This window comes from Stappia sp. BW2 (assembly GCF_008107695.1).
Taxonomy (GTDB): domain Bacteria; phylum Pseudomonadota; class Alphaproteobacteria; order Rhizobiales; family Stappiaceae; genus Roseibium.
Genome location: NZ_VIRG01000041.1, coordinates 42279 through 56928 on the forward strand (window position 1 = coordinate 42279; position 14650 = coordinate 56928).

The 14650-nt window shown below is 59.1% G+C and carries 15 protein-coding genes; 6 read left to right on the plus strand and 9 right to left on the minus strand.

Annotated elements, in window-relative coordinates:
* Positions 1–192: 192 nt before the first annotated feature.
* Both FMN63_RS02955 and FMN63_RS02960 read right to left on the minus strand, forming a co-directional pair.
* A complete protein-coding gene (locus FMN63_RS02955) occupies positions 193–1350 on the minus strand; it encodes an iron-containing alcohol dehydrogenase (RefSeq protein ID WP_148582469.1) in 1158 nt (385 codons plus the stop codon).
* A 100-nt stretch (positions 1351–1450) separates the two neighbouring features.
* Positions 1451–2119: a TetR/AcrR family transcriptional regulator gene (locus FMN63_RS02960; RefSeq protein ID WP_205513831.1), complete on the minus strand. Its 669-nt coding sequence runs from the start codon at positions 2117–2119 to the stop codon at positions 1451–1453.
* Between the two features lie 170 nt (positions 2120–2289).
* On the opposite strand from FMN63_RS02960, the gene FMN63_RS02965 reads away from it, so the two are divergent.
* The 4 genes from FMN63_RS02965 (at position 2290) to FMN63_RS02980 (ending at position 5393) form a co-directional block, all read left to right on the plus strand.
* Positions 2290–2733, plus strand: a complete 444-nt coding sequence (locus FMN63_RS02965; RefSeq protein ID WP_209000912.1) for a MaoC family dehydratase — start codon at positions 2290–2292, stop codon at positions 2731–2733.
* Between the two features lie 62 nt (positions 2734–2795).
* A complete protein-coding gene (locus FMN63_RS02970) occupies positions 2796–3713 on the plus strand; it encodes an SDR family NAD(P)-dependent oxidoreductase (RefSeq protein ID WP_148582470.1) in 918 nt (305 codons plus the stop codon).
* Between the two features lie 4 nt (positions 3714–3717).
* On the plus strand, positions 3718–4194 hold the full coding sequence (locus tag FMN63_RS02975; RefSeq protein ID WP_148582471.1) for an acyl-CoA thioesterase: 477 nt from the start codon (positions 3718–3720) through the stop codon (positions 4192–4194).
* Positions 4191–5393 carry an acetyl-CoA C-acyltransferase gene (locus FMN63_RS02980; RefSeq protein WP_148582472.1) on the plus strand — a complete coding sequence of 401 codons (1203 nt, stop codon included), beginning with the start codon at positions 4191–4193 and terminating at the stop codon, positions 5391–5393. The genes FMN63_RS02975 and FMN63_RS02980 overlap by 4 nt, the downstream gene beginning before the upstream one ends.
* Before the next feature lie 109 nt (positions 5394–5502).
* On the opposite strand, the gene FMN63_RS02985 is transcribed toward FMN63_RS02980, so the two are convergent.
* The 7 genes from FMN63_RS02985 to FMN63_RS03015 all read right to left on the minus strand — a co-directional run bounded on the left by FMN63_RS02985 (position 5503) and on the right by FMN63_RS03015 (position 11398).
* Positions 5503–5976, minus strand: a complete 474-nt coding sequence (locus tag FMN63_RS02985; protein ID WP_148582473.1) for a thioesterase family protein — start codon at positions 5974–5976, stop codon at positions 5503–5505.
* Positions 5973–6947: a branched-chain amino acid ABC transporter permease gene (locus FMN63_RS02990; protein WP_148582474.1), complete on the minus strand. Its 975-nt coding sequence runs from the start codon at positions 6945–6947 to the stop codon at positions 5973–5975. The genes FMN63_RS02985 and FMN63_RS02990 overlap by 4 nt, the downstream gene beginning before the upstream one ends.
* A gap of 1 nt (position 6948) precedes the next feature.
* The gene (locus tag FMN63_RS02995) at positions 6949–7836 is read right to left on the minus strand and encodes a branched-chain amino acid ABC transporter permease (protein ID WP_148582475.1); all 888 of its coding nucleotides are present in this window, start codon (positions 7834–7836) and stop codon (positions 6949–6951) included.
* 1 nt (position 7837) lies between these two features.
* Entirely contained in the window at positions 7838–8581 is a 744-nt protein-coding gene (locus FMN63_RS03000) for an ABC transporter ATP-binding protein (RefSeq protein ID WP_148582476.1), read from the minus strand.
* Complete coding sequence (locus tag FMN63_RS03005) at positions 8574–9368, minus strand: ABC transporter ATP-binding protein (RefSeq protein WP_286192534.1); 795 nt, start codon at positions 9366–9368, stop codon at positions 8574–8576. Before FMN63_RS03005 ends, FMN63_RS03000 begins: the two co-directional genes overlap by 8 nt.
* A 10-nt stretch (positions 9369–9378) precedes the next feature.
* Complete coding sequence (locus tag FMN63_RS03010; protein WP_148582477.1) at positions 9379–10584, minus strand: ABC transporter substrate-binding protein; 1206 nt, start codon at positions 10582–10584, stop codon at positions 9379–9381.
* 70 nt (positions 10585–10654) lie between these two features.
* Positions 10655–11398 carry an enoyl-CoA hydratase/isomerase family protein gene (locus FMN63_RS03015; RefSeq protein ID WP_205513833.1) on the minus strand — a complete coding sequence of 248 codons (744 nt, stop codon included), beginning with the start codon at positions 11396–11398 and terminating at the stop codon, positions 10655–10657.
* A 137-nt stretch (positions 11399–11535) separates the two neighbouring features.
* On the opposite strand from FMN63_RS03015, the gene FMN63_RS03020 reads away from it, so the two are divergent.
* Both FMN63_RS03020 and blaOXA read left to right on the plus strand, forming a co-directional pair.
* A complete protein-coding gene (locus FMN63_RS03020; RefSeq protein ID WP_148582478.1) occupies positions 11536–13164 on the plus strand; it encodes an AMP-binding protein in 1629 nt (542 codons plus the stop codon).
* A gap of 457 nt (positions 13165–13621) precedes the next feature.
* Positions 13622–14431: a class D beta-lactamase gene (blaOXA, locus tag FMN63_RS03025; protein WP_148582479.1), complete on the plus strand. Its 810-nt coding sequence runs from the start codon at positions 13622–13624 to the stop codon at positions 14429–14431.
* Positions 14432–14650: the final 219 nt, after the last annotated feature.

Sequence of the window (14650 nt, forward strand, 5' to 3'; positions counted from 1 at the left end):
TGAAACTGGCGAGCGTCAGGGCTTGTCGCAACTTTCGCCGACGGGCAGCTTTCTCATGTTTTGGGAGCGACTTTCAGGTTTCGTTAACTTTTTCAATTCCGAAGATCATCGCAAGCAGATCGTTCTGTTCGCAGACGCTCCATTGACCGGTCAAGCCGAAGCCCTTCCTGAGCCACAGGCGCCGCTGCCGGCTCAGAAAGCCGCGCGATAGATTGAAAGCACATCCTCCTCGGATACCGGGCGCGGGTTGTTGACCAGAAGTCGGGTCTGGTTCATCGCATCGGATGCAAGTATCGGAAGCATGTCTTGAGGAATGTTCATTGCTCTTAGATTAGGTTGCAGACCGCAGGCGCGCGACAGCTCCTCCAGCTTCTCGCAGAAGGCCACGGCTCGTTCCTGCCCCTCCAAAGCCGACAGCTCCGGAAAAGCGTAAGGCGCGAGCTCTGCATAAGGGCCGGGCGAGGTGACAATATTAAAACGTAGAACATGCGGTAAAACCAACGCGTTCGAGAGGCCGTGCGGTATGTGGAAGTGCCCGCCGAGCGGATAGGCCAGCGCGTGCACCGCAGCGACCGGCGAATTGGCGAAGGCCTGGCCGGCCAGCATCGATCCAAGAAGCATGTCGGAGCGCGCTGCCGTGTCCGACCCGTCTTCAACTGCCTTCAAAAGGGACCGTCCCATCAGCGTCAGGGCCTGCGACGCCAGCATGCGTGACAGAGGGTTGTTATTGGGGCTGGCCGAGGCGAAGGCCTCGATCGCATGAACCATGGCGTCGATACCCGTCGCCGCAGTTATGTGTGGCGGGAGGCCATAGGTCAGAACCGGATCTAGCAGGGCGATATCGGGAAGAAGCTCAGGCGAGACCACGCCCATCTTCTGGTTCTCGCCAGTGGTGACGATCGATATCGGCGTGACTTCAGAACCGGTTCCGGCGGTCGTCGGCACCAAGATGAGCGGCAGACGCCGACCACGCACCTTGTCAACGCCGTAGACATCTGCAAGCGTTTCTTCGCCGGGAACCAGGAGGGCAACCAGCTTGGCAACATCCAGCGATGACCCGCCACCAAGACCGACAATACCTTGCGCGAGCGCCGACCGAGCTGCAGTGACCGCTGAAAGCACTACTTGCTCGGGCGGATCCGCTTGGACGTCGGCGAACAGTTCCACGGCGATGCCGCCTTCGCGCAGCAGGCCAACTGCCCGGTCAACAATCCCCGTCGCCATCATGCCAGGATCTGTGACAAGCATGATGCGTTTGCCGATCTGAGCATGTACGAGCGTCGCCAGATCATCGATCATGTCGACCCCGAACCGGATCGACTTGGCGGTATTGAATGCAAATCTATTCATGGTTTCCTCGAAGGTCGGTTGTCGCGCCAAGTGCCAGTTGCCGAAGCTCAACGCGTGAGGGATAGCGGGCGCGACGGCGAAAGGCTGGACGGCTTAGGTTTCATCCGGAAATCCCGCCAATCTGCAACTCGGCCATGCGATGCGCCATTGCGCGCTGCTGTTCAGGGCTTTCGCCGGATCGCGGGCGATACCAGATCGTCATCCAGTTTACTGCGCCGAGCATGCCTTTGACGGCCAACGAAACGTCGATGTCCGGACGGATGCTGCCATCGGCCTGGCCTTGGCGAAATGCATCGACGAAAAGCTGTTCGAACTTTTGCCTGATACTCATCAGTTCATCGAGACTAGCGCGTTGTTCGGGGGTGGTCGCACCGAGGCGGTGCATGTGCACGCCCTGCACCACGACTGCTTCATAAGCGATATTCTGCATCATCGTCAGAGCATGCGCCTCCAGCATGCGCATAAGCTTTTCGCGACCAGCCCCCTCGGGTGACATCGCTTCGCTCACCGCGTCCATCAACCGTCTCATTCCTTCGCGGTGCACCTCAAAGAAAAGGTCGGTCTTGGAGCGGAAGTAATGGTAGATGCGTCCCTTGGTTGCGCCAAGGCGGCGAGCAACATCATCGATGCTGGTGCCCTGAAACCCCATTTCGGTGAAACAGAGCGCGGCGCAATCCAGAATTTCAACCACGCTCTCGACAAGATAGCCAGACTCTTCCTGACCTCGGGTTTTCAGCGCCCATTCGCGGTGCATTTCGTTTTTGGCCACCGTTTGCCCCCTACGGTCAATTTCTTAAGGTCCATCCTTCCAGCAATAAAGCCGATCCCGAAAGCGAACAACAAACTTGATGACACGCATACGGTCTGGACAGTTTCGAGTTTGCATACTACTGAGTATGTTGCAACAAGAAAGTCATCCGCGTACAAGGAGCGCCCAAGTTGAAAGAAGCACACGCCCCCTTTGTTTCCGAGTGGAAAACCGTCGATCAGCCGATGGTCGACCGGTTTGCTGACGCGATTGACGACCATCAGTTCATTCATGTCGACCCTGAGCGGGCGAAGGCAGAGACCAGCTACGGCGGTACGATCGTGCACGGTTTCTACCTGCTATCGATGCTGACCGCCTTCACCCGCAGCGCCCTGCCGCAGGCGGAAGTAGGGGCGGTGGAAGTCAACTACGGTTTCGACAAGCTGCGCTTTCTCAACCCTGTTCCTGTGGGTGCGCGCGTGCGCGGCAGCTTCAAACTGGAGAATGAAACCCCCAGGGCGGAGGGCGTTCTGCGCAGCTACAACGCGCGCGTTGAAATCGAAGGGACGGAGCGGCCCGCTCTGGCAGCCAGTTGGCTGGTCCTGACGGTGGTTGGGGACCAAGAAACGGATTGACGGCGCGACGCGGCCACAGACAACACCGGAATTATCAAGACAGCCAATTTGATGGAGATGACATGACGGTTTCATTCAAAGATCAGGTGGCGATCGTCACCGGCGCGGGAGGTGGTCTGGGCTATTCACATGCTCTCACTCTTGCCAAGCACGGCGCTGCCGTCGTGGTGAACGATTTTGGCGGCAGGCGCGACGGTAGCGGCGGCACCACAGAGGCCAGCGAAGCCGTCGTGCGGGAGATCACCGCGGCGGGTGGACGCGCCATCGCCAATGCCGGCAATGTCGCCTCAGAAGCCGATATGACACAGATGGTGGACCAGGCACTTTCGGCCTTTGGTCGTATCGATGTGCTGATCAACAATGCGGGCATTCTTCGCGACAAATCCTTCGCAAAGATGGAAATCGAGGATTTTCGGCGCGTGGTCGAGGTGCATCTGATGGGCGCAACGATCGCGACGAAGGCGGTCTGGGCGCAAATGCGCGAACAGAAATACGGCCGCGTCCTCGTCACCTCCTCGACGTCTGGCAGCTATGGCAATTTCGGCCAGTCCAATTATGGCGCCGCCAAGATGGGCGTTCTCGGGCTGATGAACGTGCTCCATCTCGAAGGCGCAAAATACGGTATCCACGTCAACGCGATTTTGCCTACCGCGGCAACGCGCATGACCGGCGATATGATGGACCCGTCAATGCTGGAGCTTCTGTCGCCCGAATTGGTATCGCCCGCCGCGGTCTGGCTGGTGAGCCGTGATGCCCCCTCTCGCACCGCATTGCTCGCAGGCGCGGGCACCGTAGCGCGTCTCGCGCTGGTCGAGAGCCAGGGCGTGTGCTTCGCGGGTCAGGAGTTCACGCCCGAAACGGTCGGAAACCGTTTCGAGGAGATCGCCAGCCTAGACGGGCAAATCGAAGTGATGGCAGGTCTCGATCACGTTGATCGGATCATCGCAAATGCCCGTGCGGCATTGGCGAAGGAGGACTGAGGCGATGAGCGAACGTCTCGCGCCGCTTCCGAGCAGCGCTTACGCCTGGCACTACGATACGGCGCCACAATGGAACGATTGCGACATTTATGGCCATGTGAACAACGTGGCCTACCTGTCCTACTTCGACACCGCGATGAATATGGCTCTGCTTGAGCATGGCGCGCTTGATCTCTCAGCCGATGCCGAGGGGCCAATCGGGCTGGTAGTGCAGAACGGCGCTCAGTACTTTCGCGAGATCACCTTTCCCGCAAGCCTCAGCATCGGTGTTCGCGTCGAGGTCATCGGGCGAAGCAGCCTGTCCTGGGGCTTTGGTCTTTTTGACCGAACGGGCGGCACTTGCGCCGCGCGGGGGCATGTTGTCCACGTTTATGTGAGCCGAGCAGCTCGCCGTCCGATCTCGCTCACGCCTGAGTTGCGGGCGTGCGCTGAGGCGCTGTTCCGTGATGTTGCCACCGATAACAAGGAGCCCCTGTCATGAGGGAAGCCGTCATCGTTTCGACCGCTCGTACGCCGATTGGAAAAGCCTATCGTGGTGCCTTCAATGCCACCACTGCACCCCGCTTGATCGGCCATGCTATCGAGCACGCCGTCAGCCGCGCGGGTGTCGCCCCCGCAGAGATCGAGGATGTGGTCGTGGGGGCCGCCCTCCAGCAGGGCACCACGCATATGAACATCGCTCGCACGGGCCTTCTGCGCGCCGGCCTTCCCGTGACCGTTCCGGGACAAAGCGTAGACCGGCAATGTGCTTCAGGCCTGATGGCGATCGCGATCGCTGCAAAGCAGATCATATCCGACGGGATGGATGTGACGATTGGCGGCGGTGTCGAGCAGATTTCGCTGGTTCAGACTCGCGAGATGAACACCCGTAACTGGCAGGATCCATGGATTACCGAGCGGCTTCCCGCGACCTATATGTCGATGGTGGAAACCGCGGAGATCGTCGCGCGCCGCAATGGTGTGAGCCGCGAAGCCCAGGATGCCTACGCCCTGCAGTCGCAACATCGCACCGCCGCTGCCCAAGTAGCCGGCAGGTTCGCCAAGGAGATCGTGCCGCTCAGCACGGTCATGCAAGTCACCGACCGTGAGACTGGCGAAACCACGATGCGGGAAGTGACCCTCGAGCGCGACGAGGGAAACCGCCCCGGCACAACTCTGGACGGTCTCGCCAGCCTTGCCCCGGTATTCAAGGATGGCCAGCAGGTGGCGGAGGGCGAGTTTGTGACTGCCGGCAATGCCTCGCAATTGTCTGATGGCGCGTCCGCCGCAGTTCTGATGGAACGCAGCCAGGCGGAACGCCGCGGGGTCACGCCGCTCGGTCTTTATCGCGGCATTGCCGTGACCGGCGTTTCGCCAGAGGAGATGGGGATCGGCCCGATTTCCGCGATCACAAAGCTTCTCGCCACCCACGGAATGAGCGTCGACGATATCGGCCTCTGGGAATTGAACGAAGCCTTCGCCGCCCAGGTCATCCCCGTGCGCGACCGGCTTGGCATTCCGGAGGAGCTGATGAACGTGAACGGTGGCGCAATCTCGATTGGCCATCCCTATGGTATGTCGGGCGCACGCATGGTCGGCCACGCCCTGATAGAAGGTAAGCGGCGTGGCGCGCGTTACGTTGTCGTCACCATGTGTGTTGGCGGCGGCATGGGAGCTGCAGGACTCTTCGAAGTTCTCTGAGCAAAAGCCGTGAAACGGTCAGCGTGAACGGTGGCCGTTTTCTCATTGGCTTCAAGGCTTGTCCGGTATGCACTGAAGAGGCCGGACGGGCGAGCCTGGAACCTCAAACTCAACCGATGCCGGTGCGCCGATTGAGCCAGTCCGGGTAAGGTTGGTCCCGCTGTGCCCTTTCCAACGTCTCGAGGTGTGCGGCGACAATCGGAGGAAAAGGCGCGGCCTTCGGCTCGCCGGACTTGCGGGCAACATGGAGCAGCACTTGCTCGCACCATGCCAACCGCTCTCCGCTCTCGTCCAGCATCTCCTGATAGAGGTGCATCCGCTTGAGATCAACCGCCAGGACCCGCGTGCCGACCGTGAAGGTATCGCCCTCATGGCACTCTCGCTGATAACCGATCCGCATCTCAAGCGTGTAGAGCGTGGCTTCATTTTCGGTGCGGTAGGACTCGTCGAGGGCGATTTCCTCCATCAGCGCAGTGACCGACCGAGAAAAGGCGATGCCATACGCGAAATCGCCCATGTGGCCGTTGTAGTCGACCCAATCTGGCAGCACACTGAACGCCTGCCTGGACACTGCGATGCTCATTGTTTGCTCCTGGCTGCGAAACGGTGGCGAAGTTCCCCCACGATTCCACGCCGGAACAGCAGAACGCAGACAATGAAAGTTGCGCCAAGCGCCGTGGTTACTGGAAACCCGGTGGTGGCAAAATAGTTCTGAAGGGTGACAACCAGCCCCGCGCCGACGATTGGCCCCGCAATGCTGCCGATCCCGCCGAGAAGCGTCATCAGGATCACCTCGCCCGACATGTGCCAATTCACGTCCGTCAACGTGGCGAACTGGAACAGAATTGCCTTGAGTCCGCCAGCAAGCCCAGCAAAGCCAGCCGACATCACAAAGGCGCCAAGCTTGTAGCGTTGCACCGAGTAGCCAAGCGAGACTGCCCTTTGCTCATTCTCGCGGATGGCCTGCAAGACCATACCGTAGGGCGAATATACAATCCGCCTGATCGCAAAGATGCTCGCAACGAAGACGACGGCGATGACGTAGTAAAGCACATTGCTGTCGGCGAGATCGATCAATCCGAAAAGACGCCCGCGCGAGAAACCCTGAATCCCGTCTTCGCCATGGGTGAAAGGGGCTTGCAGGCAGAAGAAGTAGAACATCTGCGCAAGCGCTAGGGTGATCATCGCAAAATAGATTCCCTGCCGGCGCACCGCCAGCAGCCCCATGATCAGGCCCAGCACCAGCGCGGCGGCGACCCCTGCAAAAATGGCAAACTCGGGGTTCACCTCCCAGACCTTCAGCGCATGAGCTGTGACATACGCGGAACCGCCGAAAAAAGCAGCATGGCCAAAGGAAAGGAGGCCGCCATAGCCAAGCAACAGGTTGAATGCCGAGGCGAAAAGAGCGAAGCACATCAGCTTCATCAGCAAAACCGGATAAACCCAGAGCGGAAGCAGCATCAGCAGGGCGATGAGCGCCAGCATGACGAGCTGTTGAAGCCGGTGCGGACGGGTGGTGTCGACTACCGTTTCGAATTCTTCGGCTTCGATCATCTCAGTTCTCCTTTCCGAAGAGACCTGCGGGGCGCAACAGCAGAACGATCGCCATGATGACGAAGATCGCAATATTCGCTGCCTCGGGATAAAACACCTTGGTCAGACCCTCGACGAGCCCCAGCAGATAGCCCGTGGCTATGGCGCCGAGAATCGATCCCATGCCGCCGACAACGACCACTGCGAAGATGATAATGATCATGTTGGAGCCCATCGTTGGGCTCACCTGAAAGATCGGAGCTGCAAGGACCCCGGCAATGCCCGCAAGCCCGCAACCGAAGGCATAAGTCAGGGTCAGCAGGAGTGGCACATTGACCCCGAATGCCTGCACGAGGATGGAATCTTCGGTTGCAGCGCGCAGGTAGGACCCGATCTTGGTCTTTTCGATCAGCGCCCAAGTGCCGAAGCATATCAGCAGAGAGGCGACGACAACCCAGCCTCGATATACGGGCACTGTCACGAAATCGGTGCGCACGACGCCCCGCATTTCAACCGGGGCCGAAAAGGGTTTGCCGGACACACCGTAAAGATGCTGGAACACCCCCTCCAGAAGCAGCGCGAGACCGAAAGTGAAGAGCAGGCCGTAGAGGTGGTCGAGATCATAGAGACGGCGCAACATAGTGCGCTCAACCAGCGCGCCGGCAAGACCAACGATGATAGGTGCAATCAGCAGCGATCCCCAGTAACCCAGTCCCAGATATTGGCCAAGCATCCACGCAACGAAGGCTCCGAGCATGTAGAAGGCCCCATGGGCGAAGTTCACCACGCGCAACAGCCCGAATATCACCGCCAGACCGAGCGACAAGAGCGCGTAAAACGATCCGTTGATCAGACCGATCATCACCTGACCGGTCAGCACCACAAGCGGCACGCCAAAAATCATTGTCATGTCAGACTCCTAGGGCCTTGTTCAGCGCTTCGCGCCTTCCGGGCAGTTCGGCGACTGCAAAGCTGTCAATAATCTCGCCTTGATCCATGACGTAGAAGTGATCCGCAATCCTGGCGGCGAAGCGAAAATTCTGTTCGACCAAAAGGACGCTGAGGCCGTGCGCCTTGAGCGCCCTCAGCATCTCACCGATCCTGTTCACGATCACCGGGGCCAAACCTTCGGTCGGTTCATCGAGCAGGATCAAACTGACGCCGGTACGTAAGATGCGCGCAATAGCTAGCATCTGCTGTTCACCGCCCGAAAGCTTGGTGCCGGGGCTGTAACGTCGTTCCAGCAGGTTTGGAAACAGCGTGTAGATCTCGTCGAGCGACATTTCCTTGCCGTTGCGGGCCACCAGCGGCGGCAGCATCAGATTCTCTTCCACGTTCAGCGAGGCAAAGATCCCGCGTTCCTCGGGCACGAAGCCGATGCCGGTCCGCGCGACCCGATGCAGCGGCAATCGCAAAATCGACTGTTGATCGAATTCGACCGTGCCGGTCCGCTTGCGCACGATACCCATCAGGCTTCGCAACGTCGTGGTCTTGCCGACGCCGTTGCGACCGAGCAGGGAGACGGTTTCGCCGGGATAGACGTCAAGATCAACGCCATAAAGCGCCTGGCTCTCTCGGTACCAGGCTTCCAGGCCGCGCACTTTAAGTTGCTGAGACCCGCGAGCCTCGCGCGTCGTCACGCAAGTATCATTCATCGTCCTCGGTCCCCATATAGGCTTCCCGCACGCGCGGATCGGCGCTGACCTCGTCGTAGCTTCCCTGTGTGAGGATCTCGCCGCGCTGCAGCACGGTGATGTCATCGCCAATATTGGCAACAACCTTGATATTGTGTTCCACCATCAAGACAGCGCAGTCGCGGGCGACATCGGAAATGAGCCTGGCCATCGTTTGCACGTCCTCCTGGCCCATGCCCGCCAGCGGTTCGTCAAGAAGGAGCACTCTCGGGTCGAGCGCCAGCGTGGTGGCAATTTCCAGAGCGCGTTTGCGGCCGTAGGAAAGGTCCGCTGCCCTTTTATCAGCCATGTCTGCAAGGCCGACGCGAGCGAGCAACTCCATCGCGCGGGGCCTCAGCCGCGACAGGCTGGCGAGCGACCGCCAGAACTGCACGGCAAGCCCGTTCGGCCTTTGCAGCGCCACGCAGACATTATCCACCAGCGACATGTCGCCGAATGTGGCTGAGATCTGGAACGATCGCGCTACGCCGAGCCGCGCCACATGGGCCGGTGCCAACCGGGTTATGTCTGTCTCGCCAAACATGATTGTCCCCGCGCTCGGCTGAAGGAACTTGCTAAGCAGGTTGAATACCGTGCTTTTGCCTGCACCGTTTGGACCGATCAGCGCATGGATTCGGCCCTGAAGAATGTCGATGTCGACATCCTTTACAGCCTGGAAATTTCCGAAGGACTTGCTGAGTCCCCGTGCCGACAGTGCGGCACGGGTGCTCTTAAGCGTGGCGTTCACCGAAACGGTAGCCATCGTCATGATGTCGCCTTTACCCGTCGATCAGCGGACAATCGCTCTTGTCGAGCGGCCGGAACGCCTCGGCACCCGGAATGGTGCGCAGAACCTTGTAATAGTCCCACGGACCCGCGGATTCCTCGGGCGTCTTTACCTGAACGAGGTACATGTCGTGAACGACGCGACCATCCTTGCGCAAGGAGGCGTTGCGGTTGAAGAAGTCGTCGATATCCATGCCGCGCATGGTTTCCATGACCCGCGAACCACTCTTTACCTGCCCCGTTGCCTCAGCCGCCTTGAGGTAGTTCATGACAGCCGAATAAACCCCGGCATGCACCATTGTCGGCATCTTGCCGTCCATCCGCTCGCCAAAACGTTCAGACCAGGCGCGGGTTTCGTCGTTCATGTCCCAGTAGAATGCGGTCGTCAGCGTCAGGTTCTGCGCGATGTCAAGGCCGACGCCATTGACGTCGGTCAGGAAAAGCAGCATGCCGGCGATATTCTGCCCGCCAGCCGTGATGCCGAATTCTTCCGCCTGTTTCAGAGCGGTCATCGTATCACCCGAGGAATTCGCAAGCGCGATCACATCTGCGCCAGAGGCCTGAGCCTGCAGCAGGTAAGACGAAAAATCGGAAGTCTCCCGCGGATGCATGACCTGGCCGACAACAGTGCCGCCGGCGGCTTCGACAGCCGCTGCCGTGTCGGCCTCGAGCGCGTGGCCGAAGGTATAATCGACGGTCAGGAAAAACCATTTCTTGTCGCCTTCGAGCGTCATTGCACGGCCGGTTCCGTTGGCAAGCGCATAGGTGTCCCAGGTCCACTGGGCGGTCGATGGCGAACAGGAAGCGCCGGTAAGAGCTGATGAACCTGCAGTCGAGATCAGCAGCGCTGTATCGCTTTGGCGGGTAATTTCCTGCACGGCGAGCGCCACCGAGGATGTCGGTACGTCGGCGATTGCGATCACATTCTGCTCATCGATCCAGCGTCGCGCCAGGGTTGAGCCGACATCAGGCTTGTTCTGGTGGTCGCCTACGATGACTTCAATATTTTCGCCCAGAAGCGTGCCGCCGAAGTCCTCGACAGCCATTTGCGCAGCGACTTCCGAGCCCTTGCCGGAAAGGTCATAATTCATACCCGACATGTCGGTCAGAACGCCAATCCGATATGGCTCGGCCTGCGCTCCCGCCACGAGGGCGACAGAAAAGGCCGACGTCAGAATAGCCCTTCTTATTAAAGTCATGCAATTTTCCTCCCGTTTAGCACCACTCGGGTGCATGAAAAAGCCAGACGAACTCACGCCCGGCCAGTGATCATCCTGCGCCGCCTTCAGAAAGCAGCTTGGCCAGTAGAAACTGGTCGCCCTCGGTGCCTTCGGCCCAATTGCGACGGGCATGGGCGTCAATGGTGGATTTCGTCATGCGCAGCGACATCGGCGGTATTTCCGCAATTTCGTTCGCCCATGTCTGCGCCTCGTCAAGCGCCGCGCCTGCAGCAGCCTTGCGGTCGGCGAGGCCGAGCGTCAGCGCTTCGTCGGCCCCGATCGTTTCGTCGCAACACAATATCCTTTTAGCGCGACCCGCACCGACGCGTTCGGTCAGCAGCGGCAGCCCGCCCCAGCCGAGTGTCATACCCAGTCGGATTTCTGGAAAACGCAGATAGGCATCCTCGGCCATGACGCGGAAGTCGGCGCAAAGGGCAAGGATCGCGCCACCACCGATCGCCGGCCCCTCAAGCGCGGCGATGACGATCTGCGGCAGCAGCCGCCAAGCCGTGCTCATGCGCACGCCCGCGTTCATCGATAGATGGCGGGAGACGGCGTGGCCCTGTGGGTTCCACAGCCGTGCATCCTTCAGATCAACACCCGCAGCGAAGATTTTCGGCGTCCCGGCCAGCACTATCACCGAAACGTCGGGATTGAGCGAAAGCTCTCTGGCTACCCTCTCCAGCGCATCGATCATCGCATGATCCAGCGCATTGGCGTTCCCGTCACGATCGAATCGGACGGTTGCAATTGCGCCTTCAACCTTAACCTCAGCACCCGGCATTGCGTTCATTCCTCCCGTTATTGCGCTGCGGCAGAGCGACATACTACTAAGTATGTTGCACACTGAGGCGCAACAGTGCAATATGAAATGTGAGAGGATAAAAGCCTTCGCGCGTCCTGTTTTTGACTTTTCTTGAGGAGGAAAAGATGGCCCATACGCCTGCGGGCACGGCCCCAGAAATCGTTAGGTCGGTTGATCCTGCACTGGACCGAAGGCGTTCAGTTCTGCGGTATGTTCTTGATGGCTATGCACAAACCCAGCCTGACGCCCCCTTCGTCCAATTCTGGCCAGGGCCGACGTGGACCTATGGCGAACTGCATCGCAAGGTGCGCCTGCGGGCGAGCGCGCTGGCCCAGGCGGGTGTCAAACGAAGCGATCATGTGCTTTGTCTAATAGGCAACAGCCCCGACCTTCTTTGCACCTGGTTCGCGATCAACTACCTCGGCGCGGTCTATGTGCCCATCAACACAGGCGCGCGCGGGCACATGCTTGAACACATCCTCAGCGATGCCGATGCGCCCGTTCTGATCGCTCAAGCCGCGCTGCTCGAGCGGCTGGCGGAGGTGCAACCCGGCAAGATTGAGACCGTGCTGGTGGTCGAGGGCGAACCCGCCGCAATCGATGGCTACGACGTCCAACCGCTGATCGATCCGCAGGCCGAAGACGCGGACGCGCTGGAACTCGCGCAGCCGATCGAACCCTGGGACCTTCATGCGATCATGTATACATCGGGCACCACCGGCAACGCCAAAGGTGTGATGAGCACCTATGCCCAGCACTACACCATGGGACCGGACGCCTTCGACTGCGTCGAGGCCGATGACCGTTGCATGATCTGCGGCCCGATCTTTCACTGCGGTTCGACGCTTTATGTGAACGCTATGCTGGCGCGCGGCCTTTCAATCGGCATGATGCGCGAGTTCAAGACGGACACGTTCTGGCAGGCCATTCGCGAGACCGGATCGACCTACTGCCTTCTTCTTGGCGTCATGGCCGCCTTTCTGGTCAAAGCCACGGCCCAACCGGACGAACGCAATCATTCGTTGCGCCGCGCCTTCATAACGCCCTTCGGCGAGGATGGCCCTCTTTTTGCCGAACGCTTTGGTGTTGAAGCCTGGACCATTTACAACATGACGGAGATCGCGAGTCCTTTGCACGCAGGCCCCGGCATCAAAACCAAGGGGATTGCCGGCAAGCCACGCCCCTGGTGCGAGCTTAGGGTCGTTGACGAAAACGACATGCCGCTGGGTGACGGTCAGGTGGGTGAGTTGATCATTCGTTCGCACCGTCCCTGGGCGCTGATGGCCGGCTACTACAACAATCCCGCAGCAACCGTCGAGGCCATGCGCAACGGCTGGTTCCACACCGGCGACAGCTTCCGGAGAGGCGAGGACGGGACGTACTACTTTGTCGACCGGCTCAAGGACGTCATCCGGCGGCGAGGCGAGAACATCTCGTCGTTTGCGCTGGAGAGCGAAGTCCTCAACCTGCCGGAGATCCGCGAATGCGCCGCCGTGGCGGTGCCTTCCGAGTTCACCGAGGATGAGGTGCTGATCGTAGTATCGCCTGCCAGCGGACAACGGATCGACGCGAATTCCGTTATTGGAAGGCTTTCGGCCACGTTGCCACGCTTCATGGTGCCACGTTACTTGCGCGTTCTGGAAAACCTGCCGAAGACGGCATCAGGCAAAGTGCAAAAGCATCTGCTGCGCGAAGACGGCGTGACCGCCGACACCTGGGATCGCGAGGCCGTGAAAGCTTCTCTTGCGCGGTGACATTACCTTCACAACGGCCGGGTGTGTCGCAACTTTCCTCAAAAGGCAGAAATCTGTCTGGCGGGAAAAGTTGCGACAGGCCCTTCCGATCTGCAGTTTGACCAACTGGGTGGCTCGATATGAAATGTGATCGGAGTATTTTTGACGGGATTGCCATCTCATTCCGAGCCGAAGAAAGCTCATTCGGTTGATGTTCGTCCGCGTTTCTGAAGATCGCGAACCAACGGCTTCGCATTCCCTGATCAGTCGTTCGACGAACCGGAGACCGCTTTCCTAAAGCCGCCGTTCACCGCAAGCGCAGCTAATTCAAACTTTGGGTGGGAAGCTCCCCGCCCGCCGCAAGTTTGCTCCTTACTCTACCCAGGTATTCCAAATCGAGGACAAAACAGTCGGAAAGAGACTTGGACATTGTCACAGGTTGAACGGTATCTGTGCCCGGTACAGAAAGGACGTTCTTGTGACGAAAACAATTCTCTTTATGACGGCTTCTTTGATCGCGCTGGCGACACCGGCGGCGGCAACGGAGCGTATGGTCTGCACCATGGCGAAGGAAATCGGTGCGACTGCCCCCATTCTCGATCAAGGCAACTGCGCAGATCGAATTTCGTCAGCATCGACCTTCAAGATTGCCATTAGCCTCATGGGTTTTGACAGTGGCATCCTTACTTCGTCGGACACTCCAAAATGGCCATTTAAGGAGGGATATACTGCCTGGAACCCGAAGTGGAAACAGGCCACGACACCGCAAACGTGGATGAGGGACTCGGTTGTTTGGTATTCGCAGAAAATTACCGAGAAGCTCGGTGGGGAACGGTTCGCGGCATATGTCGACAAATTCGACTACGGCAACGAGGATATTACCGGAGACAAAGGAAAGCGAAACGGGCTGACGCACGCCTGGCTGAGTTCCTCCCTTAAGATTTCACCGAAGGAACAAGTTGCGTTTCTCACGCGCATGGTCGAAGGAAAACTGCCGGTATCTGCGTCAACTGTCATGCAGACCAAGCGTCTGATGGACAATGGCGAGCAGACGGGCGGATGGCATGTTTATGGAAAGACAGGAGCAGGGCTACCATTCGGTGAGGATGGCGAACTGTTGAAGGGACAACCTTTCGGTTGGTACGTCGGTTGGGCGGAAAAAGATGGCCGTAAGGTAGTGTTTGCCAGACTGGTTCGGTTCAACGAGCGACCGGCCAGGAAGCCGGGACCGATTGCACGTGACGGATTGCTAAATCTGCTCTTTGCTCCGGACGGCATACTGAACTGATGTTGCATTGACTGGAATACGTTTTGAACTGCCAGCTGCGTTCCAGACCTGCGGAGGGCAAAAGTCACATGAACATCGAACAATTGCGCGCCTGTCCGTCGTCAGGTAAATTGAGACATCAAGCGGCCTGACTAAAGGAGGGTCTGGCACATCTGGGTTTCAGTTAAGCAGCGGATTTGGCGTGCTGCAAGCGCCGCTGTTTCATGGTCCTCCTCTTGA